Genomic DNA, 24,381 nt, shown 5'->3' with positions numbered 1-24,381 from the left:
TAAGGAAGCAACGTAGAGGGCCTGTGCCTTAATTTGGTAGCTCTGACGAGCTGATTATCCTCGTGTTACCCGCGGCGGCGACGTTCGCGCCAGTCATGGGAATGGCCCCTTGCCCGAGATGTTCCGAATCCCGTCAAGCGCGCCTCGAAACAGCAACCGAAGTCGGATTAGCGGGTCCGATTTGTACGACATAATAACAACCAAATCCTTTATCAACATTGGAAATAGGCTTAGATATAGCTTAAACCCGCCATCTACCCTTCTGGCTATTAGAATTAAATTTCTAAAATGGTAGTACTGATACCACGTAGGCTTGTCGGCAACATAAATCGTTTTGCCCAAGAATTTCGCCTTTCTGTATTCATACGTGTCGATAAAAATCGCATCTGCACATATAATCTGCCGCCACTTTCCTTTTTTCAGGCAAAGACCGTATCCCAAATCCTCCCAACTCATCCAGAGATCGCCCCAGACTTCGATGCCATCGCGCTGAGGCTGCAAGCTGTAGAGCGCGCCGTTCGAACTGCTCCAAACAACTTCCTCGCCCAAGGCATGTTGGGAAGAAAGCCTTGGTGAAAGCAGGTGCGGCACCCCGCTCCGACGCGGTTTCTCCCAGCTCTCCCCCCGGTGTGGCCGAAAACGATTTGGATAAACCGCACCGATGCGTTCGCCCGCGTTGCCAGCTAGGACCATGGCCTGCACGGCACGGAGGTCGACCTCGCCGTCATGGTTGATCGCATAGCACCAGCGTGCGCCGAGATCCGCCGCCATCTGCAGCCTCTTCTGCAAATTGCCGGCGGAACCGAGATTCCGGTCAGCATTGTGATACTCGACGGGCCATCCATTCTCCTGAATGGCGGCAGCCAACCGACCGTCGCCTAGCGAATCGACGACGACCACCGCCAAGAATGGCGTTTTACCGTTAGCAAACACCGATCGAAGAAGCCTGAGCACATGTTCAGCCGTTCGGAAGGTGGAAATTGCGAGGACAACACTTTGCAATGCCTCTGGTTCAGATCTTTCCAAGAGTGCGTGTTCCATCATCCGCGAAAGAAATCGACCGTTCGTTCTAAACCTTCGCGAAGGCTTACCTTCGGGCGCCTGCCGAACGTCGTGATATACTTTGAAACGTCGGCCTGTATTCGACGTATGTCGTTCGGCCAAGGATCGAGCAACTCGACGCCGAGAGTGCTGTTCGTGATCTCCTCCAGCTCTGAAATCAGCGTATTGATGCTGTTAGACGTGCCGGTTCCAATATTATAGAGCCCGTTGCCCCTTTCCTCCAGAACTGAGATGAAGGCATCTACCACATCCGCTATATAGACGAAATCGCGGCTTTGCCCACCGTCACCGAATTTCTTTATGGGAAGTCCATGGGCTGCGGCGTGAGAGAACTTGCATGTGACATTGGCGTAAGGATGATCGACCGCCTGCCGCGGACCATAGACATTGAAAAGGCGCAGAGAGCAATAAGAATATCCGTGCAAGTTGGCGTACATGGCCAGGAGGTGCTCCCCAAACAGCTTCGACGCGGCGTAGACGGTGACAGGCGCCGGCGTGACACTTTCGTCGATCGAGGGCAGATCCGTATTCCCGTAAACCGTCGAACTGGACGCGAAGACGATTCTCCTGATGCGCTGAGTGGCCGCGAAATCGATCACCCGCTGAAGGCCGGTCACATTGACGCCTACATACTCGTCAGGCGTTCGTAGACTGTCATAACCGCTGATCAGCGCCGCGAGATGGACAATGGCGTCAACATCACCGATCTCGCTGCGGAATTTGGCGATCTCCCGAATGTCGCCATTTAAAACCCTGATATTGGGATGGGCAGTGGGAAGGTTCTGCCGTTTGCCGGACAGGAAGTTATCGAGGACGACGACCCTATCATCTCGATCCAGGAGGACGTCGCATAAATGGGAGCCGATGAAGCCGGCTCCTCCAGTAATCAAATAGGAACTCATTTCGGTCGCTTGGTCCTTATGTCGTGATCAGCAGAGTTCGAGTTGCAACCAATCTAATGTTGCTGGAGCGAAGCGTAGATTCGCCAGTAAGCTTCGACACCCTTGTCAAGGGAAAAGATCGCCTCGGCCGTTTGCCGGCAGCGAGCACTCACTTCCGGCTCCTCCAAAAGCATGAGCAGCCTGTCGGCTGCTGCGGCGTGGTCATCCTTTGAGTAGCTTGTCATTGCGATGCCTACACGCCGTCCCTCCAAGATCTCCGCTACATCTCCGACGCTCCCATTTCCCAAGCAAGGAATACCGCAGCCGAGGTATTCGGCAATTTTGGTCGGCGCTGAACCGAGATTCGAATAGGCGGGTTTTCTCATTGCTGTGCCGGCCGTCATCTTCCGAATCAAATCTGGAACCTGGAAGTGATCGGCCGCTGTGATCTCGACAGTGTTGTTGTCAAGCGAGCAATCGGTGACCGCCTTGCGAATGAGATCGTGCTCGCCGCGATTTACGACAAGCAGCCTGGCATCAGGCCGACGTGCACGGACGGCTTTGAAGAAGGACAAAACTTCGCTAAACTGATTCCACGTTCCGGCGGACCCGACAAAACCCAGCGTGAACCGTGCCGGTGCAGCACCGACACGAGGTGTGAAGCGGTCGAGGTCGGCGCAGGTCGGGATCACGGTGATCGGCGGAACTCGTCCGGCAAGATAGGCAAAGCTGCTGATTTCGGCTGAGGCAGCGTGCGTCAATGATACGACAGCGTCGGCCGCTTGCAGAAAGCGCTGCTGAAAGTGCTTGGCAACATGATAGAGCCGTCCTTCCTTCGCCCACATGCCGGCGTCGACACGTTCATCCGCCCAAAAGCCTCGCATATCGAATAAATAGCGAGCGCCAGTCAGCCGTTTGATCGCAAGGGCCATGACCGACGGAACATAGGACCGTGCATGTACGATCGACAGGCGATGGCGCATGACAAGCCAGGCGCCAAGCCGGATACCTTGGGCGATATCGTAGGCGGTGGCGGGTGCCGTGGGGCGTCGGTGGTAATTCAACGGGTGCCAATGTATCCCAGCTTGGGAGATGCGGCTCGCAATGCGCGCACGCTTATCCTCCTCGTTCCAATCCTCCGGCTTCTCGAAGCTGATCAGGTGCATCGGCAATTCCGCGGCTAGACGCTCGACGTAACCAAGCACCTGCGACTGCCCGAGTGGCTCCAGGATGCCGTCGTACGAAATGTAGAGGACGCCGCCGCCTCTCATTGGGACCTGCGATCCATGTAGGACATGATCAGTTGGCGCCATTTACCCCGCGAAATCAACGTCTGGACCTGCCGGGAACTGGCCGCAGACACTATCGCTCCTGCTCGCGCCCGCCATGAATACTTTTGTTCCAGATCTCTCCTTGCGTGTTCGCCCAGTTTTAATCTCAGGTCCGGGTGGTCCCGCAAGCGCAACAATGCGTCCACCCACTCCTGCGTATTGTCAGGATCGCACAGCAAGCCATTCAACCCTTCAGTGATGATTTCGCACAGGGCGGGAAGTCGCGAGCAAACTATTGGCTTGCCGACAGCCATGTACTCAAAGAGCTTTAATGGCGACGTCCATTCACTGATATTTTTTCCGTCTCGGCTTTCCACTACTCTGCCGTTTGGAAGGACAACCACATCGAATGAAGAGATGTACTCAGCCGTGTCCCTGTGGGGGACCCGTCCGTAAAATTCAACATTGGTCAACGGGCTCAATCGGCGCTGCCAGTCAGCGAGCAGTTCTCCGTCCCCGCCGACGATGTGAAACATCGCCCATTGACAGAGCGGCGCCAGTTTAGCGATCAGTTCCAGACCCTTTCCGGGGTAAAGGTTCCCTACATAGCCAACCTGCAACTTCCCGTCGACCGGCGCAATACGATTTGCGAGCGTGCGGGTGATCGGCGTTGCGCCGTCGGGAAACACAAATATCTTGCCGGCCAATTCCGTGACGGCCCCCGCGTACCAATCAGCGAGTTTGTGCGTTATCACGACGAGACCTCGAAACGACCGTCGGCGAGCCATAATGCGCAATATTCTCAACTCGCCGAGCGCCAGAGGCTCATGGGCTTCGAAGAGGGTCGGAACGCCGACAGCGGCTGCAACGGCGCAGGCGTTTAGGCTGCGGCCGATCACAAAGTCATGGCCCAGTGCGAACAGGCCAGACCTGACTGCTATGAGCACTCGCGCGAGCCTGCTTCTGCCCTTCGCAAATGCCCTGATGCGAAATCCCCCATCGACGCCATATCCCCCGAAAGGCTCCTCGCCAGAAGCGCCGCGTTGGGCTACGAGATCCACGGAATGGCCCCAATCGGCTAACGCTTGACACATGTGAACAACATGGATGCTGTTCGCCGAATTCGAAGGCACGACCGAGTTTGACAGATATGCTATCCGCAAAACCGCCCACCTCCGAATGTTCGTACCGCTCCCAATTTTGCGACAAGTTGCTCGACATCGACAAAAACATCACCGATGTCAAACGTCTGCCCCACGTCCACCGCCTCGCACAAGAGGCACTCGTAATAGACATTCATGCAGGCTGCGAGCTTCGGGTACGCGGCCTGAAGTAGGGAGCTCTGATGCAGCCTGTTCCAATCGCTGCGTCGCGTGCCTTGTCGCCTGATTAGCTCGATAACCCGCGTTCCAGGCCGCATGAATGCGATATTGACGAGGCCCGCCCCATGCTGAGCGACCACTTCATCCGCCTGCTGGAACAAGCGGACCTGATCTAGGAAGCCAAAGTCCTCCAGATGGACCACTGAAAAGCCCAATTCGATCAGTCTGGCCTGGACCTCTTCCTCGTTGGCAATCTTGCGACCCCGAGACCGGCTGCGGCTGATAAACAAGCGCCGCGCCCCCAGCGGCGCAGGATGATCCCTCGCCGCCCATGCGGCCCGTTCCCTCAATTCCTCCATCTCATTTGGTTGATAATTGTTAATCAGAGGGGAATTTCGCGGCAGCACTAGGTCGGGGACCATGACATTCGCGTTACCGGGGAACCGCTGAATGGCAGTCGCGCCGAATACCGCCGCACTCTCAAGCATCACGCGCTCCAGGCTCTTCGACTGCGGCAGGAGGAGAATGCCGTCCGCGAGGTGATCTTTTGCCGCGATCAGCCTGGGAAGAGCCTCGGCGATCCAGTGATAGTAGCCGCCAGTCCACATGTTGTGAATGATTATGTACGGCTTGCCTTCTACGAGGCGGACTCGTTTTCTCCGCGCAAGCGAGGCGAACGTCGTGACAAGAAGTTTGTGATGTATCCGGCGATGCCAATGTATGCTAGCTGGAATAATACGACCGCCACGGATGCAAACGCCGCTGCGGGTAACGGTGACCCCTTGGTGGTGCTCCACTTGCGGTGTGACTTGCCGATATGAGAAGTCGAGAAACCGCGATCGTTCGGCTAACGTCATGTTGATGAACGACTCGTCGTAGCGACGGATTGATCCAGGCGCCTTCAGTGCGATCATTTCCCGGGTCGGATATAACAACGACAGCATCAGGCCGAATCCTCGTTCGGATCCTTCCTTCCCCGCCCTGTGACGCGTTTCGCCATTTCTATCGTCTTCCTGAGAAACGGCCGAAGCGTGGACGAGGGTAGCGCGTATCGGCCCGCGGCGTTTTGTGGCAACCGCAGAAAGTTTGCGCTGTGCGGATCGACAGAGAAAGGAAACTTCTGCACCCAGCGTTCCGGGTGACGTGTTCCAACTCCTAACACGTAGACCGAAGTCCCGGGGTCGTCGTTCCACGAAATATATGCGTTAGTGAAGCCGTTCTCGTCAAATAGCCGAGCCACGGCCGAGGGCGAAAATCGCCAATAGTCGCCATAGTCAGTATGATTTTCTTGCAACCACGGTACAACGACAACAACCAAGTCTCGACTCATTCCACACAAATTTGCAAACGCCTTTCGGAATTCGTAGACATGCTCAAGAGTAGTATGATTGAAGACACAATCAAACTTTCCTTGAAGACTTTCCGGAAGACCCAACTCAAGATCAAGAAAAATCTCTCCTGCCTCTCCCTGGAAGCCACTCATGCTTTGCTTAAAGTTAGTCAACGTGTACGATGACGCATGAGGGAAGTAGCCTCGATAGTAAGCACCCTGTTTATCCTCATCGCGGTAGGCGCTCACGTTGACCACGTCACCACTAATTAATTGCCCGATCCATCGAAGTTCACTATTGGACCACCCACGTGCGACACGAAATACACGATCACGCAGTATCCAGTCTTCCAACTTTACGTCAACTGGCTTCCTTTTCATGTTTTCAGTCGCTCTCCATCCGCGGGATCTCCCCAACCCACTAGCGTGCGGACGCCAGCAGACAGGCACCTAATGCGCTTGCATGTGACACGCTGCCTTCATCACGAAAGCAAACCGGCGTCAACACTAAGAGCAGACCAATTTTGCGCGGATACGCTTTGCCAGCGCCACGTGTGTTTGAGCTCTCAGCGATAGAAGGACGTCTCATATTGCGCCACATTACCTGGTCGCATTCCTGAGCCTTCCGTCTACCGACAAACTCTTGCTTTCGCGCACTAGATCCATATGGCTACGCGGGCACCTTCATTTCGGATGGGAAAGCATCCAGCAAATCATCTGCGTTGCGTTTGAATTGCTTTGTAGTAGCAATCGAGGAGATGCTGCTCAACAACCCCGTCAGGTCACTCTGCATCGCGACCCTATACGCAGGCTCTTTCGGGCAATCAGTTGTTGAATAGTAATCTCTGAACTTGAACTCGTCCCCAAGTAGCTTGTTAGAAAATTTCACCCATGCATTGGGCACGTCATACGCATCGGCGATAATGAGCCCGTGGAGAGAGGAACTTACGATAAAGTCGCATGATAGAACTTTGTCAACAAAACTCTCCGGATCCAACCCAACATCTATCACGGTGCAGTCCTGCGACGGAACTAGGGATTTGTCTACAAATCTCTCCATATCGGAGAAGTGTGGCACAATGCCAACACGGTAGGCAGCCCCATTGATAGATGATCTCTTCTTATAGTATCTTGGTAATAGCCACGCCGGGTCACCAAGTAGTACGGAGTCCATCGGGTACCCGCAGTTACTCAACATATCACGCGTGAGTACTCCTCTAACTGCGCGAATCTTTCGCGGGTCCAATCTGAACCTAGGAGGGGAGCCGTCGATTGAACCTGCCCCCCAGATGTAACTTTGCCAGTTGGCGGACCCCAGCACACTCCCAATCGCTCTCAAATGAATGAAGGCACTTGACTTCGACCTTCGCGTTTCAACCCCAGTTATTCTCGGGATCAGGTAAGGATTGAGAAGATCGCCGACGTTTCGTACTTTGTCAAAATAGACCACCGGCGTCCTTCTGTCCCCTTTTAAAAATGGTACAAGCTCGGATGTAAAACGAGATAGGACGCCTATTGCCCGCATTGTATACCGTCCATTAATTTGACACGTACTGAGACGTCGCTGCATAAGGTTTTACGACACGCCGTATCCATTTAAGTCGCGATTACGCGCGAATCGATACAGACTAAGTGCCTCATGTATTCGCCCCACGCTATGTTCACCCAGTTCTGTTATTTGTCTGCTGAAGAACATCGTCGACCCTCAGCGAGACCTTTCCAGCGTTCAGTTCAAAGATGTAGTCGCATTTTGCCAAGGTAGATATCCGATGTGCAATCAATATGACTGTCAAGGCTCGGCTCAACCCGTCTATTGCTTGCATCACAGCCCTCTCGGTCTCATTGTCCAGCGCGCTGGTTGCCTCGTCGAACACGAGCACGTCGGCCTGCTTGTAGAGCGCACGCGCAATGCCGATGCGCTGACGCTGCCCGCCGGAGAGACGAATCCCCCGCTCGCCGACGATGCTGCCGTAGCCTTGAGGCAGCGCCTCGATTACATCGAGGAGCTCGGCCTGTTCGGCGGCGCGGTGGACCCGCGCGTGATCGATCTTTTCGCTGGAGACGCCGAAGGCGATGTTCTCGGCGATGCTGCCGTCGGAAAGGTAGATCGCCTGCGGCACATGAGCAATGCGCGCCTGCCAAGCTGAACGGTTGGCATCGCTCAGTTCGACGCCGTCGATTAGGATACGGCCGCCGGTCGGAGTCAAAAGGCCGAGAACGATGTCCATCAAGGTCGACTTGCCGCTGCCTGTCTTGCCCACGAAGCCGACACGCATTCCCTTGGAGATGACCAGATTGACCTCCTCGATCGCCGGTCGGCTTACTGCTGGATAGGAGAAGCGAACATTTTCTAACGCAATCGCTGTGTTGAAGGGCAGTGGCTCAACGTTTTGCGAGGCGGCGAATTGCGGCGCGTCGGGCAACCGCAAAATGTCAAGAACGTCACGCAACGACTGACCGTTTGCCATGTATGAAGTCCACCCGGTGTAGAGTTGTTGCAGCAAAGGAAGCAGTCTTTGGGCGCCGAGCGCCAAGGCGCCGAGCACCGGGATCGCTCCAACAAGCCCGCCGTCACGGAGGCTAAGCATTAACGCTAGGCCGGCGATCAGCACAAGGCCCAGTCCTTCGACCACAAACCGCGGCGCGGCGGCTACGAAATTGTTGGTCCCCTGTGTCCGGCGCAGATCGCTCTCGACGGCTGAAAAGCGCTTTACGAAAACCATTTGCGATCGGTCTAGCAACACGTCACGTATACCACCCAACCCTTCGCCTGCCGCCTGCACTCGCTCCTTCTGTGCTCTGGCGATGACGCCACCATTGCGCCGCATCATTCGCTTGGTGAAATGCATAACCAGCAGGTAAATGACTCCAAAGCCGAACCCCGAGACCAGCGCTACCAACGGGTCAACAAAGAGCAGGCCGAGCAGGATGAACAAGGCAATGATAGCAGCGCTCGCCGCTTGCATCAGTGGCACCAGCAAACCATTTGTCACAAGTTGTGCCTTGTTGATGGCGGCCAGAGTTTCACTTGAATTGTGGGCTGTATGATAGGCATACGGTTGATGTAGCGTACGGCGGTACACCGCTACACTAAGCTCGTGAGCGACGGCAAAGACGAACTTTTGGCTGCCCCAAACTAGCAACAGCCGCACTGCCGCCGCGATTACCGCCGATAGCGCGAAGCCGACCGCAGCCGCAATTACTAGTTCCATGGGCGTATTAAGTCCGAGTACATCGAGCAGTGGCCGCAGCCTTTCGCTAGCAAGTGCCTCCTGTGGCTTTGACACGACGGCGAGAAAGGGAAGAATTGCCCCCAGCGAAACCACCTCGGCAACTGCGCCAGCAAGCATCAACATCAGGACGGGGCCGAGTTGGCGCCGGCGGCGCGACACATGCGAGAAAAGCTCCCGCAGTGATCCGATCATCGAGTGTTGGCTCAAACTGCAAAGCCCCTGGAGATTTGAGATTTGTAGCTATGCCCCATCAACTCGTTGGGACTTTTGCTTGCGGCGTCAAACTGCACAACCTGATCAACTGCCCGGCACTCGGCAGACAATCGATGACATCGATTTCGACAAAACGGATATGGATTTCCCAAGCTATGATGGACCTCAGTTTGGACGGCCAAATTGATTACACGTTCTAGACCATGCGCGCTGAGGCGGGAAACCTGATCGGCAAGATTTGCTTGAATGCACTGCAAGGCCACATTGGCCCCATGGTTGAACGCCCGAGTCCAGGCTGTCACGCGTGTTTGCCTGATATCCGGCTCGTATTGGGTCATTTGCGCTTCGAAGCCGACGACCTCAGCGCGACGCTCCGGTAGACGCTTGACGACACGGCAGCCGAATAAGCCGGCAGCGCCGGTTAACAGGGCCTTCATATCATAGCTACTTTGGAGAGAAGCACTTTTCAACGCGCGCCAAATCCTGTCAGCATGGTTCGAACGGTGCGAAATACAATCAGCACGTCGAGCCAGGGCGAGAAATTCTTGATGTAGTAAAAGTCGTAGTGAAGTTTTTCCAGAACGTCGTCCACTGCCGCAACATGGCCCTGGTTGACCTGCGCCCATCCGGTAATGCCGGGCCGAACGATGTGCCGGTATCGATAAAATGGCAGCTCCGCCTCGTACCATTTCGAGAGCACGAGTGCTTCCGGTCGAGGGCCGATCCAGCTCATTTCGCCGCGCAGGATATTGAAGGCCTGCGGCAATTCATCGATCCTGGTTTTTCTCAAAAACTGTCCCAAGCGCGTGATGCGAGCATCGTCGACCTTCGTAATAGCCGCTTCCTTCTCGTCGACAAGGGTGTCGTTGAGCTTCATCGTTCGAAATTTGTATACTTCGTAAGGATGGCCTCTGTAGCCCATCCTTTTTTGTCTAAATAGTGCCGGCCCAGGTGAATCGAATTTCACCGCGACGGCCATAAACAACAACAATGGCGAGAAAACAATAAGGACAAACAACGCAGAAGTCCAGTCTATTGCCTGCTTTATCTTCAGATAAGCCTGGTTTGGATTCAGGGAACCTAGGGTATTTTCAGAAAGATGCTCAATCTCCACCCTGCCTGTGAGCGACTCGCTGATTTGTTTGATGTGATAAACCGGCGTTCCTGAGAGCGCGCGGTCCGCAATATACCGCTCCCACTCGTCTGAAAGGTTGGCTCGAAGATCGGCCACGACGCCGTTCGCATATTCCACAATCGTGTCAGGCGAATGAATCCTTTGCCAGTTCACACCCGGTATGCTCTCCAATCGGTCGACGTCTCCGCCAGGAATTATCGCCAGCCGAAATGCATCGAGCCGCCGCGTGGCTAGGCTCAACCCAAAATACCACACCGTTGATTGGATGAAGCTCGCTGCTGCCTGGAACCGGCTGTATTCGAACCTGAAGAAAAAGATAGTGACGAACACGAGCCCGTAAGTCAGCGCGAACGTTGGCAAGATGTAGCCGGCCGCCGCGACGCCGGGGAAATTGCCGATGCGCTTGTAGAGGAGATAGCCCGTCGTGTGGGCGGTAAATGCCGCAAAAATGGTGACCTGCATGTTCGACTGCCAGATCACGTGTTCATCGAATGACATGCGGATCAACGCCGGCAGCAGGATGGCGAACGTCAGTCCGCCAAGTAGCTGGAAGCGCATCCGCAGCAGGAGGTGCCTTCGATTGGGTAAATGGATAGCGTTGGTGTTCAAACTGAATCCCGCGAACCTAGTCCCGTGAAAACCTGGATGTTCATTTCGCAAAATGCGGCTCTCGGCCGACACTCGAATAGGCTATGCCTTCCCTCACGACGTCCTCGCCGCGGTAGACGTTTCGCAGGTCAACCATCACCGGCGTCGCCATGAGTGCGCGGAGCCGCTTCAGATCGAGCGACCGAAACGCGTTCCACTCGGTGACGATGACGATTGCATGCGAGCCGTCAGCTACCGCGTAGGCGCTTTCCCCGAACTCGATGCCCTCGATCATCTTGCGAGCCTGCTCCATGCCAACGGGATCATAGGCCTTGATAGAAGCGCCCGCATCCTTGAGTGCCTGAATGATGGCTAATGAGGGGGCATCGCGCATATCATCGGTGTTCGGCTTGAACGTAAGGCCGAGGATACCGATGGTCTTACCGCGAACCGAGCCGCCGCAGGCCTCGACTACCTTGCGGGCCATCGCCCGTTTGCGCTGGTCATTTATCGAGACCGTCGTTTCAATAAGCCGCACGGGGCTTGCCGCGTCCTGCGCGGTCTTGACCAGTGCCAGCGTATCTTTCGGGAAACAGGAACCGCCATAGCCCGGCCCGGCATGAAGAAACTTTGCGCCGATGCGGTTGTCCATGCCGATGCCGCGCGCGACGTCCTGCACATCGGCTCCCAACCGCTCGCAAAGATCGGCAATTTCGTTGATGAAGGTGATCTTCATGGCCAGAAACGCATTACCGGCATATTTGGTAAGCTCTGCCGTACGCCGGCTGGTATAGAATATCGGCGCGACGTTCAGCGAGAGCGGACGGTAGATCTCGCCCATGACGGCTTTGGCCCGTTCGGCATCGGTGCCGACAATGATGCGGTCGGGCCGCTTGAAGTCCTCGATCGCCGATCCTTCGCGAAGAAATTCCGGATTGGAAACCACCGCAAAATCGGCGGCGGGATTTTGCTCGCGGATGATTCGTTCCACCTCGTCGCCGGTACCGACAGGCACGGTCGATTTCGTCACCACGACCGTAAATCCTTTGAGCGCGCGGCCTACTTCGGCGGCCGCGTCGTAGACGAAAGACAGATCGGCATGACCGTCGCCACGCCGCGACGGCGTGCCCACGGCAATGAAGACGACATCCGATTGAGAAACCGCATCCGCCAGATTGTCGTCGAAACGCAAGCGACCCTGCGCAGTGTTGGTTGTAACGAGGTCGTCGAGCCCGGGCTCATAGATCGGTATCTTGCCGAGTTTGAGCATGGCAAGCTTTTCCGCATCATGATCGACGCAGCAGACCTGATGGCCAAAGTCGGCGAAACAGGCGCCCGAGACGAGCCCTACATAGCCGGCACCAATCATTGTTATTCGCATATCGCGTACTCTCAATCAGCGCCGACGAGACGATCTCGCCAGACAGCGCCTATCCCCACCGAACGACGGCTACCGCACTCCCGGGTGAAAACCCGAGAGCCGATCCTACAACAATTTACATCGCCTCGCCGCACCTTGATGCTTGCGATCATGCGATCGCTACGAGATTCCTGGTATCCAGATCGACAGGAATCTCGCCATTCATTATGGCAACCAGAACCCGAGCCCTTCCGGCTGGATCGAGCCGGTCAAGGCGACCGATCATTTCCGCAAACGGGCCGGAAAGGATCCGGACCGAAGCGCCGGCCGCGAGGCCGCCGCTGAAATCGAGCAGGCCGTGTCTGCCGGCTAGCGCAATGAAGCGCTCTACCAGACCCGAGGGGACCGGCAAAGGCAGGTCGGCCTGCATGACGAGGGAGCGCACACCGAATGTTCCATTAACTGAGCGCCAACGTTGCATCACGAGGTCAAGGGCGATGAACATATAGCCCGGGAAATAAGCTGCGGACCGTGTTTCGAGACGCCGGGCATGACGCACGGTTTTCTCGTAGCGAGGCACAAACGGCTGAAATCCCTGGATCCGGAGATGCCGTTCGGCGACATGCTCCTTTCCGGGAAAGACGCTGGCCGCATACCAGCGAGTTGCCGGCGCAGCGGTCGGCTCTGGCGACATGGGGGTCGCGTTGCTCGTTGGCTTATGCGCGCTACTCACGTGTCTTCCCTCGGCGGTCTGCGGTATGATTTAAGGTCAACGGTTAGGACAGTGTGTGGATACCAGCAAGCTACCAAGCCATTAGAGTCAAGGCGGATGGGTTAAAAATTTCCTACAAATTGTCCGGAAGTTTAGCCGTGCCTAAATAATCATCGGGCCGCTTTCTTTTTCAGCTGGCTGAGATGCTATGTCGAGCAATTTGTTTCCATACCTAGGTGCTTGGTTACGCTGGTCGTGACGAATCGCCCGTCGGTTCTGGTGCTTAGTCCGTCGACTTGAAGCTAATGTGACGGTTCGCCGGATGGCGTCGCGCTAGGCAGCGAGAAAGATCCTGCACGGCCACACCACCTGTGACGAAAACCATTTCGACAGGTCGTCGCGGAAACCAGATTACCATCGAGTCATGGGATTCAGGCAATAACATTGCCGCCTGACCGGCTTCACGGACGCTTCAGCAGCGACCAGACAGCCGGCACCAGGCTCGCGGCCAGCGCAACCTTGATCAGATCGCCGACGATAAAGGGCACCACCCCGAACTGCCAGGATTTTTCCGGGCCGATCAACAGCGCCAGCCAGGCAAAGCCCATTGCCATCATGACGATCTCGGCCACCAGCATGGCATTGAAGAGCTTGATAGGATGGCGATCCCAGCCACGGTCGGCAGCCCAGCCGACGATCGCGGCCATGACGACGAAGCCGGCTAGATAACCGCCGGTCGAACCCAGCATGTAAGCGATGCCGATGCCTTTTTCCGGCGTGCTCTGGAAGACCGGAAAGCCCATCGCGCCCTCAGCCATGTAGAGAAGCAGCGTTGCGACGCCGAGGCGCATGCCGAAGGAGGCCGCGATCAGGAAGACGGCGAGCGTCTGCATTGAGATATCGACCGGACCGAGCATGACCTTGGTCTTGGCCGACAAGACCAGCAGCAGCGTTCCGGCGAACGCCAGCAGAAGCTGTCCCGCCAGGCGGGCTGCGCCCTTTTCGGGCAAAGCGAGAGAAATGAGCGGACGCATCGTCGTTGCAATTGCCATGGTCTTCCCCGTTCCGGATTGCCGCCGAACGCGGCCTTGCGTTTTCCTATATTGGCTTCCGTGCTAAGCGGCAATCGGTTTTGCCCTCGCCCCAAAAAAGGTCGCGACGTTCGCATGGCGCTGAAATTCGACACACACTTCGACCCTGCCTACGGCCAGGGCGTAGCCGTTGCACCCGACGTCCTTCGGATCACCGCCAGGAACCCAAGCCCGTTCACCTTTCACGGAACCAACAGCTATATCGTCGGACACGAGACACTGGCGGTGATCGATCCCGGACCGGATGACGAGGCACATCTTAGAACACTGCTCGAAGCGATCGGGACCAGGCCGGTCAGCCATATCTTCGTTAGCCACACGCATCGCGACCATTCGCCGCTGGCGGCGCGGCTGAAGCAGCATACGGGTGCGGCGGTTCTGGCGGAAGGCCGACATCGTCCGGCGCGGCCGTTGCGTACCGGCGAGGTCAGTCCGCTCGATGCCAGCGCCGACACCGACTTTGCTCCTGACATCGCGCTGCCGGACGATATGGTGATCGACGGCAACGGCTGGGCGATCCGGACGGTGCTGACGCCCGGCCATACCGCTAATCATGCAGCCTTCGCGCTGGAGGGAACCGGCATCCTTTTCTCGGCCGACCACGTCATGGCGTGGGCAACCACGATCGTCGCGCCGCCGGACGGCGCGATGGCGGACTACATGACATCGCTCGACCGGCTGATCGAACGTGACGACCGGCTGCTGCTGCCCGGCCATGGCGGGCCGGTGACCGAGCCGCGCAACTTCATGCGCGGATTGAAAACGCATCGCAAAATGCGCGAACGGGCAATTCTGGAGCGGATCAACAGCGGCGACCGGGCAATCAAGGACATGGTGGAGGTGATCTATCGAGACACCGACCCGCGCCTGCATGGCGCGGCCGCCCTGTCGGTGCTTGCCCATCTGGAAGACCTGGTGGCGCGCGGCCTGGTCCACACCGATGGCGCGCCGGCTATCGACGGCATCTATTCGCCAGCAAAGTAGTACCCTCCCGACATCATTCCGCCGGCGCGACGCCCACCTGGCCGGCCACTTCCTGGTCAAGTTCGGCAAGGAAATCGGCGATGCGCGCTGCATTATCGCCAAGATCGTGGCGGCCGTAACGCGAGGCCGAGCGCATATCGACGATGACCACGTCGCCGTCGTCGGTCACGCGGATGGCGACATCGGCGGGAAGGCCAAGCAGCAAGCTCTTGGCCAGCGCATCGACCGTCACGCTTTGCCCTGCTGCGTCGGGAAACGGCGCCGTGAGCTGCCAGCTGCGCCGATCGAGCACGGTTTTGACCGCCTCCAGAACGCGATCAAAAGGCAAGGTGTAGCTGCGTCCGGTAACGAGCGGATAAGCTTCGATTTGCAGGCGCTGCTCGCCGGGCGTCGGCGGCAAAAGCTCGTTCATGTCCTTTGACCGGGTAGAAATATCGAGCGCCGGCGGGTCGTCCAGATCCGTCGAGATGTCGCGCAGCGGCGGATAAGTCGCCGCCCAATAGGCCGCGACGCCGTACGGGACGAGCACCAGAAGCGCCAGCAAGGCGCCGACGGTCAGGTCCTGGCCGCCGCGATCGCCGAAATTCCACAATCGCGCAAAGGCAAATCCGGCAAACAGAAGCGCAAATGCTGCCAGCAACGCGACGATGCCAAGCACCCACAGGAAAGCCGGGGTCTCGACGAGGTCATAGCGATGGCCGATAAGAGCGGTCAGAAGCAGGACTGCCGAAAACGCGCCGGCGCGCCGCGACCAACCGGCAGCCCTCGACGTTTGTCGCTCGGGAATTCCCGTCATTGTTTTCGCGCTGCCCCAACACGAACACAGGCATAGTGCCTATCAGCGGCGGCTTGAAGGCGCAAAGACGCCGCACCTCCGGTCAATCCGTCGGCAGGTGATAATCCCGGAACTGCTGGCGCAAGGTAATTTTCTGGATCTTGCCGGCAGCGGTGTGTGGGATTTCGCCAACAAAGGCGACGTCGTCCGGCATCCACCACTTCGCCACCTTGCCGTCCATGAAGGCGAGAATGTCCGTCTTGGTCGGCTCCCTGCCCGGCTTGCGGACGACCACGAGCAAAGGCCGCTCGCCCCATTTCGAATGCGGAATGCCGATGGCGGCGGCCTCTGCCACATCGGGATGGCCGACCGCGACGTTCTCGAGCTCGATGGTCGAGATCCATTCGCCGCCCGACTTGATCACGTCCTTGGCGCGGTCGGTGATCTGCATATAGCCGCAGGGATCGATGTGCGCGACATCACCGGTATCGAACCAGCCGTCTTGATCGAACTGTTCGGATCCGATGCCGCCATAATAGGCGCGCGCGACGGCCGGCCCGCGGACCTTGAGCCGGCCGAAGGTCTTGCCGTCCCATGGCAGGTCGTTGCCGGCGTCGTCCGTCACCTTCATTTCGATGCCGAACGGTGTAAAGCCTTGTTTCTGCTGGACGCCGAGGCGGGCCCCGCCCTTCAGCCCGGCGTAATCCGGCTTCAGGGTGCACAGCGTGCCGAGCGGCGACATCTCGGTCATGCCCCAGGCATGGACGACCTGGACATCGTAATTGTCCTGGAACTTCGTCGTGAGCGCGCGTGGACAGGACGCGCCGCCAATGACGACTTTCTGCAGATAGGGAAGTTTCTTGCCGGTCTCTTCCAGATACTGGAGGAGCATCATCCACACCGTCGGCACGGCGGCGCTGAAGGTCACCTGTTCGGTGTCGAGCAGCTCGTGGAGCGAAGCGCCATCCATCTTGCAACCGGGCATGACCAGCTTGGCGCCAATCATCGGCGCGCTCTGGGCAAGGCCCCAGGCGTTGGCGTGAAACATCGGCACGACCGGCAGTATGGTATCGCGCGACGACAGGCCCATAGCATCGGGCATGGCGGCGATCATGGCGTGCAGCACGTTCGAACGATGGCTGTAGAGGACACCCTTCGGGTCGCCCGTCGTGCCCGAGGTGTAGCACATGCCGGCGGCGGTGTTTTCATCGAATGTCTTCCAGGCGAAGTTGCCGTCGGCTTCAGCGAGCCATTCTTCGTAGGCAACCACATTGGGCAGCGCTGTCTTCGGCAAATGCACCTTGTCGGTCAGCACAATAACCTGCTTCAGCGACTTGACCGCACCGGCGATCTTTTCGAGCAGCGGCAGAAAGGTCAGGTCGACGAAGATCGCCTTATCCTCGGCATTGTTCATGATCCAGGTGATCTGCTCGGGAAAGAGCCGCGGGTTGAGCGTGTGATAGATCGCGCCGACACCCATGATGCCGTACCAGGCCTCGATGTGGCGCGCCGTGTTCCAGGCCAGGGTTGCGATGCGGTCGCCAAGCCCGAAACCATCACGCTCGAGCCGCTCAGCGACCTTCAGGGCACGATGATGGATTTCGGCATATGTGCTGCGCACGATCGGCCCCTCGATCGAGCGCGACACGATCTCGCGTCTGCCGTGCTGCCTCTCGGCATTGTCGATCAGCTTGTGGCAAAGCAGCGGCCATTCCTGCATCAGCCCGAGCATCTTGTTCCTCCCAATATTTTTTTCGCCATTGTGGGACGAACTGGCGGATTGTCCAGCGGTGACCGGGCTGGAGCGGTGCATAGGGCGAAATGAGGCGGAATTCGCCACAATCCGGCCATGCTCGGCGTTAACGTTGATTAACGGGCGGGGTGCGATTGGCTAATAAAAGAGGTGTCGCATGGACGCGCAGCTCGACGACGAAGCCCTCGAGAATACGCTTGCCGAAAGTCTGGCCGATCTGGTGGCAGCCGATGTCGCGCAGGCCGATCTGGTGCCCGACGCCAAAACCGTTTCCGAAGATGAATTCGTCGAGGTCGTCGGTGGCGCCCTCGAAGCGGTCGGCGGCACGCTCTTGTTCAAGATGTGCGTCGAGAATGAGGGCGAAGCCCAGCACGTCGCCGCCGCCTGCGTCGGCGATGGCGGCAATCGCCAGTTCCTGCTGCTCACCTTGCCGACCAGCGGTGGTGCACTGAAGGTCGAGACCACCTCGAAAAGCACCAATCCGGTGGCCGGCATTGCCGCCGCCTATGCCGGACTGATGGACGCATTCCAAGCGGCCGCCTGATTTTAGGCGAGATACCGGAGGAAAGCGCAAGACTGCCACCCGCGTGCGACGCCCGCCGGTGGCTGGCAGGTCTTGCGCAACGCGCTTCCCAGACACATCTTGGGGTTGAGGCAAGGAGAACCGACGTGGACCAGATCGCAAACCCGGCACCAGGCTTTCAGCGCAATCCGGGCAAGGTCATCACCGTCGAGCCTTATAAGGGCACCGTGACGGTGCGCGCCGGCGATGTCGTCATCGCTTCGTCCAGCAAGGTCAAAGTGCTGACCGAATCGCCCTACCCTCCGGTTTTCTACATTCCGTTCGACGACATCGACTTCAACCAGCTTGGCAAAACCGAACACTCGACCCATTGCCCCTACAAGGGCGATGCCAGCTATTGGAGCGTGCTGCCCGCCGGCGATGCCGGCGAGGATGCGATGTGGGCCTATGAGCGGCCGTTCGACGAGATGTCAGACATTCGGGATCACGGCGCGTTCTATCCAAACAAGGTGACGATCGAGGCCACGCCCGGCTGATCAGTCGGTGGTGCCTTCATCGCCGATGCCGTCGGCATCATCGAGCCGCACGAAGGTGAGGCCCTTGTTCTTCAGCGCCAGGAGGCCTTGCACCACGCCTTCGCCCGCCGCATGGGTCGGCTGGTTGATATGAGCGATGATGACGTCGCCGTCCTTTGCCGCGGCGATGCGCCGGGCGGTCTCTTTTGCACCGAGCAATGAGCCGCCGTCGCCGTTGATCGAGAATCCGGCGATCTTGAAACCAAGCTTGCGAATCATTGCGATTGTCGACGGGCTGTATTCGGCGGTTGCGCCGCGAAACCATTTCGGGGCCGGTTCGCCGGTCACGGCAAGAGCGGCAGCACCCGATTCGACTTCGGCCAGCACGGCCTCCGGGCTGCCGGCACTGCGAATGCCGTAGATCTTTTGCGGCGTGTCGACGGCCGGGACGTGGCGGCCGCCATGGTTTTCCAATTCAAACAGTTCGGGATGCGCCCGCATGATCTCGACGGCGGCGGCGTTGTGTTTCAGCCAGATGCCGGTGACGAAAATGGTAGCGGGAATCTTGTTTTCCACCAGCGCCGAGAGAATTCTTGTATCGGTCCGCCCGCTGCAGGCATCGAGCGTCAGCGCGACGCGGCCGCCGCCCGCCTCAGCCTTGATGTGCAGCGTCGGTTCGACGAGCAACTGGGCGTTGCCGGGAGAGGCAGCCCACAGCGATATCGCAATAGCGCAAAAATGCTTTTGGAACAGGCGCATTGATTATTTCCAGGTCGCCGGATCAAAGTTGAAGCGGCGACCCCAAGACCGGCATCAAGGCGGAAATCGGGACGATGCCCCTGCAAAAGCGTCGGCAGCGGCAATTTGACCGCCGGCCTGACCTTTGGCAAGCACGAGGTCACAATGCGTGCTCGACGTCCTTAACCGTACGTGAAAGGATCGCGCGCACCGCGTCGACAACCGCTTTGACCTCTAGTCGCCAGACGCAGAAAGCCTTGCTCGGATCGGGACGGCGGCACAGGTCCCTGGCTATGCACTCGCAAGGCATGGAGGGCCGCGGCGTAACACTGGTCACGCCGACAGGACCCCAGACGGCGGGGTCGGTCAGGCCGAAGAGGCCGACAACAGGCGTTCCCGCGGCGGCGGCCATGTGCATCGGGCCACTCTCGTTCCCCAGAAACAGGCGTGCCTGGCCGAGGACCGCCAGCAGCGTTGCCAGCGACAGCGCCCCGACCACGTCGACGACCGGCGAAGCGGCCTTGGCGAGGATGCGCTCGGCAGATGCCCGTTCACCGGGGCCGCCGACAAGCAGGAAGTCCAACCCGGTCTGTCGCGAGAGCTCGTCGATCGCCAGCGCAAAACGTTCCGGTTGCCATTGCCGCCCCCGGAAGCTCGCTCCCGCATGAACGGCTATGAAGGCGTTACGCCGAAGATGATGCCGGTCGAGAAGCGCCAATGCCTTGGCGGTCTCCAGCGGCAGCGGCTCGATCTTTGGGACCGGCGCGCGCAACTCCACGCCGAGTGCCTCAAGCGGCGAAAGATAGCGGCAGAGATAATGCTGGCCACCAAAGCCAAACGGCTTGGCCAGGATGTTGGCGGGCTGGCGTTCCAGCCAGCGCAACGGTTTTTCGGGAGGATCATATCCGACGCGGGTCTTGGCGTTGACGAATCTCACGATGATGCGTGAGGTTTTGGAATCGGCCAGGTCGATGGTCAGGTCAAACCGGAACCGGCGCAGAGCGCGCACCATCGCGTAAAGCTCGCGGCCACGCTCCAGTGGGGTGCCACGCATCCGGGCGCGCCGGAACGCCACCACGTCCGAGGCGATGCCATGAGCCGTCAGGAAACTGGCAAAGCTCGCCTCGCAAAGGAACACGATCCTGGCCTTTGGATATTCGAGGCGCAGGTTTCTGGCGAGCGCCGAGGCGAGGACAAGATCGCCGATGAATTTCGTCTGGAGGATGAGAATCGAGCGGACGTGCGCGGGCGGGTTCTGCAACATCTGTTTCTGGCACCGGGGCGGGTTCGGGGGCCGGAAACTGGGCAGAAACGATGTCGGGATTTGGAGCCGTCACGCGCACGTTCGCGTGAATTTGGTTACAAATCGGTAAGGTCAGATGCCGGTGGACTCCAACTCCTATCCGCGGCCGTTCTTTGCAACCCTCACCGCCGCCTGCGCGGCAGCCAGCCTCGCGATCGGCACGCGGTAGGGCGAGCACGAGACATAGTCGAGGCCGACCTCCTCGCAGAAATGGATCGACGCTGGATCGCCGCCATGTTCGCCGCAAATGCCGAGCTTGATCTCCGGCCGCGTTGCCCTGCCTTTTTCGGCCGCCATCCGCACCAGCTCGCCGACACCGTCGATATCGAGCGACACGAATGGATCCTGCTCGATGATGCCTTTTTGCCGGTAGGTCTCGAGGAACGAGGCCGCGTCGTCGCGCGAGATGCCGAAGGTGGTCTGGGTCAGATCGTTGGTGCCGAAGGAGAAGAATTCGGCCGCCTCGGCAATGACATGAGCGCGGATCGCGGCGCGCGGCAGTTCGATCATCGTGCCGGTAAGATAGGTGATCTTGACGCCGGTTTCCTCAATCACGCTCTTGGCGACGGCATCGATGCGCGCCTTGACGAATTCGAGCTCCTTTGCCAGCCCGACCAGCGGCACCATGATCTCCGGGACCACTAGCGCGCCGGCCTTCCTGCCGGCTTCCACGGCGGCCTCGAAGATGGCTCGTGCCTGCATCTCGGCGATTTCGGGATAGGAAACCGCAAGCCGGCAGCCACGGTGGCCGAGCATCGGATTGAACTCGTGCAGCGCTTCGGTGCGCCGCCTGAGCTTGTCCGGCGATACGTTCATGGCAGCGGCGACCTCGGCCACCTCCTCCTCGGTCTTGGGCAGGAATTCGTGCAACGGCGGATCGAGCAGGCGGATCGTCACCGGCAGCCCAGCCATGATCTCGAACAGTTCGAGGAAATCGGAGCGCTGCATCGGCAACAGCTTGGCCAGCGCCGTTCGGCGGTCCTTTTCCGTATCGGCCAGGATCATCTCGCGCATGGCAACGATGCGGTCGCCGTCGAAGAACATGTGTTCGGTGCGGCAAAGCCCGATGCCTTCGGCGCCGAAGGAGCGCGCCATGCGCGCATCGAGCGGCGTCTCGGCATTGGTGCGCACCTTCATGCGGCGCGCACCGTCGGCCCATTCCATGATGGCTGCGAAATCGCCCGAGAGTTCCGGCTGCAGCATCGGCACGGCGCCCTTCAGCACCTGGCCGTTGCCGCCGTCGATGGTGATGATGTCGCCCTTGCGGAAGGTCGCGCCCATGGCCATCAGCGTGCCGGCTTTGTAGTCGACGCGCAGCGAGCCTACGCCCGAAACGCAAGGCTTGCCCATGCCGCGCGCCACCACGGCGGCGTGGCTGGTCATGCCGCCGCGCGTCGTCAGGATGCCTTCGGCCGCATGCATGCCGTGGATGTCTTCGGGGCTGGTCTCGATGCGGACCAGGATCGCCTTGCGGCCTTGCGTCTTGGCTTCCTCGGCGTCGTTCGAGGAAAACACGATCTCGCCGGTCGCAGCGCCCGGCGAGGCCGGCAGGCCGACGCCGATCACATCGCGCGCCGCCTTCGGATCGATCGTCGGATGCAGCAACTGGTCGAGCGAGGCCGGATCGATGCGGGCGACGGCCTCCTCCTTCGAAATCAGTCCATCCCTGGCCATGTCGACGGCAATCTTCAGCGCGGCCTTGGCAGTGCGCTTGCCGGACCTGGTCTGCAGCATCCACAATTTGCCGCGCTCGATGGTGAATTCGAGATCCTGCATGTCGCGGTAATGTCTTTCCAGACGGTCGGAGATGCTGACGAAAGCCTGGAAGGCGTCCGGCATCAGCTTCTGCAGCGACGGCTTGTCTGAGCCGGCGGCAATCCGCGCAGCCTCAGTGATGTTCTGCGGCGTGCGGATGCCGGCAACGACATCCTCGCCCTGGGCATTGACCAGGAACTCGCCATAGAGCTGCTTTTCGCCGGTCGACGGATTGCGGGTGAAGGCGACGCCGGTGGCCGAGGTGTCGCCCATATTTCCGAAAACCATGGCCTGGACGTTGACCGCCGTGCCCCAGCTTTCGGGAATGTCGTGCAGGCGCCGGTAGGTGATGGCGCGGTTGTTCATCCAACTAGAAAACACCGCGCCGATGGCGCCCCAGAGCTGCTCGTGCGGATCCTGTGGAAACGGCTTGCCGAGCTCCTCCTCGACTTTGGCCTTGTAGAGCGCGATCACGCCCTGCCATTCGATGGCCGTCAGCTCGGTGTCGAGCTCATGGCCGAGGCCGCCCTTCTGGTCCTCGAGGATTTCCTCGAACACCTCATGGTCGAGGCCCATGACGACATCGGAATACATCTGGATAAAACGGCGGTAGCTGTCATAGGCAAAGCGCGGATCGCCTGAATCGGCGGCCAGTGCTTCAACCGTCTCGTCGTTCAGGCCGAGATTGAGCACGGTGTCCATCATGCCGGGCATGGAAGCGCGGGCACCTGAGCGCACCGACACCAAAAGCAGTTTCGACGGATCGCCGAAACTGCGCCCGGTCAGCCGGCCGATATGCTCGAGGGCGACCCCAACATCCGCTTCCAGCGAGGCCGGATAGGTATGGCCGTTGGCGTAATAGGCGTTGCAGACTTCGGTAGTGATGGTGAAGCCCGGCGGCACCGGCAGGCCCAGGCTGCACATTTCGGCCAGATTGGCGCCCTTGCCGCCGAGCAGATTTCGGTCGCCGGCACGGCCTTCCGCGGCGCCGTCGCCAAAGGTGTATACCCATTTGGTCATGCTTGCTCCCCGGTTGCAGGAGATTGGAAATTAATTGGCAAATCGAGCGATATGATGCTGCAGTGCGAAAGGCAAGGCATCGACCAAGCCCGCCGGTCTCTACAATCGATTAAGGAAAGCCTACGCCGGAAAGACCTGTTTTTTGAAAGCTTTGCTTTAGGACATACCGACAACAAAAAAGGACAGAGCGACGAGAATGGCCGGAAAGCTCGATTATCTGGAAATGCGGCCACGGGCGGAAGGCTGTATAGAGTGAAGGCTTTCTACAGCGCGCCTTCTCGTGGTCGTTCACCGATTGCGGGCCCTTTTCGGCCTTTGCGAAAGGGCTGGAAGGCGGTTTCAGGCGGATCGCCAAGATGCGCCGGCCAAGCCGCTGCCCATGCTCTATTCCGAGAGGCTGGAGGACGCCGTCGAGAATGCCGGCGGCACCATCGCCAACCGATTTCTCATTCCCCGGCGGCAGGCGGTTCCGTTTCGTCCATCCGGCTGGCAATAAATGGCGGTTTGGGTGAGTAGATCCGTTCAAAGTAGCGATTGCAAAATTGCTGGATCGGTCGCGCATAGTCGATATGTCGGCATTGAGCTTTTTCCCGGCTCGTCCTATAAGGCCGCGCGCACAGCGGGCACGCTCCGGCTGTTGGGGCGTCGCCAAGTGGTAAGGCATCGGTTTTTGGTACCGACATTCCCAGGTTCGAATCCTGGCGCCCCAGCCAACTCGCAAGGGGTACGACCCGGAGACATGGGTAACAGAATGTACCTAAGACATGGGTGACAACCTCGTGCCGAACGGGTTGTCGATGGTCTGCAAGGTTCTCTG

Annotated in this window: 21 protein-coding genes, 1 tRNA gene and 1 pseudogene; 5 read left to right on the top strand and 18 right to left on the bottom strand. The window is 58.8% G+C overall.

Translation table 11 applies throughout. The features are described 5' to 3' along the window. Nucleotides 1–93: 93 nt before the first annotated feature. The 13 genes from NKH98_RS27065 to NKH98_RS27005 form a co-directional block, all read right to left on the bottom strand. Nucleotides 94–1,026, bottom strand: a complete 933-nt coding sequence (locus NKH98_RS27065) for a glycosyltransferase family protein (protein ID WP_352903175.1) — start codon at nucleotides 1,024–1,026, stop codon at nucleotides 94–96. Nucleotides 1,027–1,040: 14 nt separating this feature from the next. Further along, nucleotides 1,041–1,964: an NAD-dependent epimerase/dehydratase family protein gene (locus NKH98_RS27060; RefSeq protein ID WP_352903173.1), complete on the bottom strand. Its 924-nt coding sequence runs from the start codon at nucleotides 1,962–1,964 to the stop codon at nucleotides 1,041–1,043. Nucleotides 1,965–2,017: 53 nt separating this feature from the next. Further along, nucleotides 2,018–3,214 carry a glycosyltransferase gene (locus tag NKH98_RS27055; RefSeq protein ID WP_352903171.1) on the bottom strand — a complete coding sequence of 399 codons (1,197 nt, stop codon included), beginning with the start codon at nucleotides 3,212–3,214 and terminating at the stop codon, nucleotides 2,018–2,020. Further along, complete coding sequence (locus NKH98_RS27050; RefSeq protein ID WP_352903244.1) at nucleotides 3,211–4,347, bottom strand: glycosyltransferase family 4 protein; 1,137 nt, start codon at nucleotides 4,345–4,347, stop codon at nucleotides 3,211–3,213. Before NKH98_RS27050 ends, NKH98_RS27055 begins: the two co-directional genes overlap by 4 nt. A 20-nt stretch (nucleotides 4,348–4,367) precedes the next feature. Next, a complete protein-coding gene (locus NKH98_RS27045) occupies nucleotides 4,368–5,480 on the bottom strand; it encodes a glycosyltransferase family 61 protein (protein ID WP_352903168.1) in 1,113 nt (370 codons plus the stop codon). Further along, entirely contained in the window at nucleotides 5,480–6,247 is a 768-nt protein-coding gene (locus NKH98_RS27040) for a hypothetical protein (protein ID WP_352903167.1), read from the bottom strand. Before NKH98_RS27040 ends, NKH98_RS27045 begins: the two co-directional genes overlap by 1 nt. Nucleotides 6,248–6,536: 289 nt before the next feature. After that, nucleotides 6,537–7,391, bottom strand: coding sequence for a polysaccharide pyruvyl transferase family protein (locus NKH98_RS27035; protein ID WP_352903165.1), 855 nt, complete (start codon nucleotides 7,389–7,391; stop codon nucleotides 6,537–6,539). Between the two features lie 136 nt (nucleotides 7,392–7,527). Next, entirely contained in the window at nucleotides 7,528–9,291 is a 1,764-nt protein-coding gene (locus NKH98_RS27030) for an ABC transporter ATP-binding protein (protein WP_352903164.1), read from the bottom strand. Nucleotides 9,292–9,302: 11 nt separating this feature from the next. After that, nucleotides 9,303–9,749 (bottom strand): NAD-dependent epimerase/dehydratase family protein, encoded by a 447-nt coding sequence (locus NKH98_RS27025; protein ID WP_352903162.1) that lies wholly within the window; start codon nucleotides 9,747–9,749, stop codon nucleotides 9,303–9,305. A gap of 29 nt (nucleotides 9,750–9,778) precedes the next feature. Continuing rightward, a complete protein-coding gene (locus NKH98_RS27020; RefSeq protein WP_352903159.1) occupies nucleotides 9,779–11,056 on the bottom strand; it encodes a sugar transferase in 1,278 nt (425 codons plus the stop codon). A 40-nt stretch (nucleotides 11,057–11,096) separates the two neighbouring features. Continuing rightward, a complete protein-coding gene (locus NKH98_RS27015) occupies nucleotides 11,097–12,416 on the bottom strand; it encodes a UDP-glucose dehydrogenase family protein (RefSeq protein ID WP_352903157.1) in 1,320 nt (439 codons plus the stop codon). A gap of 148 nt (nucleotides 12,417–12,564) precedes the next feature. Continuing rightward, on the bottom strand, nucleotides 12,565–13,089 hold the full coding sequence (gene nusG / locus NKH98_RS27010; RefSeq protein ID WP_352903156.1) for a transcription termination/antitermination protein NusG: 525 nt from the start codon (nucleotides 13,087–13,089) through the stop codon (nucleotides 12,565–12,567). Nucleotides 13,090–13,568: 479 nt separating this feature from the next. After that, a complete protein-coding gene (locus NKH98_RS27005; RefSeq protein WP_352903154.1) occupies nucleotides 13,569–14,159 on the bottom strand; it encodes a biotin transporter BioY in 591 nt (196 codons plus the stop codon). Between the two features lie 114 nt (nucleotides 14,160–14,273). On the opposite strand from NKH98_RS27005, the gene NKH98_RS27000 reads away from it, so the two are divergent. Continuing rightward, the gene (locus NKH98_RS27000; protein ID WP_352903153.1) at nucleotides 14,274–15,182 is read left to right on the top strand and encodes an MBL fold metallo-hydrolase; all 909 of its coding nucleotides are present in this window, start codon (nucleotides 14,274–14,276) and stop codon (nucleotides 15,180–15,182) included. A 13-nt stretch (nucleotides 15,183–15,195) separates the two neighbouring features. On the opposite strand, the gene NKH98_RS26995 is transcribed toward NKH98_RS27000, so the two are convergent. Both NKH98_RS26995 and NKH98_RS26990 read right to left on the bottom strand, forming a co-directional pair. Continuing rightward, entirely contained in the window at nucleotides 15,196–15,978 is a 783-nt protein-coding gene (locus NKH98_RS26995) for a DUF1499 domain-containing protein (protein ID WP_352903151.1), read from the bottom strand. Nucleotides 15,979–16,060: 82 nt separating this feature from the next. Continuing rightward, nucleotides 16,061–17,689, bottom strand: coding sequence for a fatty-acid--CoA ligase (locus NKH98_RS26990; RefSeq protein WP_352903148.1), 1,629 nt, complete (start codon nucleotides 17,687–17,689; stop codon nucleotides 16,061–16,063). 178 nt (nucleotides 17,690–17,867) lie between these two features. Here NKH98_RS26990 and NKH98_RS26985 point away from each other — a divergent pair, with 178 nt between their 5' ends. Together NKH98_RS26985 and NKH98_RS26980 are read left to right on the top strand one after the other, a co-directional pair. Beyond that, a complete protein-coding gene (locus NKH98_RS26985) occupies nucleotides 17,868–18,254 on the top strand; it encodes a hypothetical protein (RefSeq protein WP_352903146.1) in 387 nt (128 codons plus the stop codon). 125 nt (nucleotides 18,255–18,379) lie between these two features. After that, on the top strand, nucleotides 18,380–18,769 hold the full coding sequence (locus NKH98_RS26980; protein ID WP_352903145.1) for a DUF427 domain-containing protein: 390 nt from the start codon (nucleotides 18,380–18,382) through the stop codon (nucleotides 18,767–18,769). Here the strand turns inward: NKH98_RS26980 and NKH98_RS26975 are convergent, their stop codons facing one another. The 3 genes from NKH98_RS26975 to ppdK all read right to left on the bottom strand — a co-directional run bounded on the left by NKH98_RS26975 (nucleotide 18,770) and on the right by ppdK (nucleotide 23,564). Further along, nucleotides 18,770–19,507, bottom strand: coding sequence for a polysaccharide deacetylase family protein (locus NKH98_RS26975; RefSeq protein WP_352903143.1), 738 nt, complete (start codon nucleotides 19,505–19,507; stop codon nucleotides 18,770–18,772). A gap of 139 nt (nucleotides 19,508–19,646) precedes the next feature. Next, a complete protein-coding gene (locus NKH98_RS26970) occupies nucleotides 19,647–20,750 on the bottom strand; it encodes a glycosyltransferase family 9 protein (protein ID WP_352903141.1) in 1,104 nt (367 codons plus the stop codon). Nucleotides 20,751–20,885: 135 nt separating this feature from the next. After that, a complete protein-coding gene (gene ppdK / locus NKH98_RS26965) occupies nucleotides 20,886–23,564 on the bottom strand; it encodes a pyruvate, phosphate dikinase (RefSeq protein WP_352903139.1) in 2,679 nt (892 codons plus the stop codon). A 196-nt stretch (nucleotides 23,565–23,760) separates the two neighbouring features. Here ppdK and NKH98_RS26960 point away from each other — a divergent pair. Both NKH98_RS26960 and NKH98_RS26955 read left to right on the top strand, forming a co-directional pair. Further along, a pseudogene (locus NKH98_RS26960) lies at nucleotides 23,761–24,076 on the top strand (VOC family protein). 126 nt (nucleotides 24,077–24,202) lie between these two features. After that, nucleotides 24,203–24,277, top strand: a tRNA-Gln gene (locus NKH98_RS26955). The last annotated feature ends 104 nt before the right edge of the window (nucleotides 24,278–24,381 follow it).

The organism is Mesorhizobium sp. M0833 (genome assembly GCF_040319905.1).
In the GTDB taxonomy this organism is placed as follows: Bacteria; Pseudomonadota; Alphaproteobacteria; order Rhizobiales; family Rhizobiaceae; genus Mesorhizobium.
Note: the sequence above shows the minus strand (reverse complement) of the source record. Positions and strands in the feature narration are given on the sequence as shown.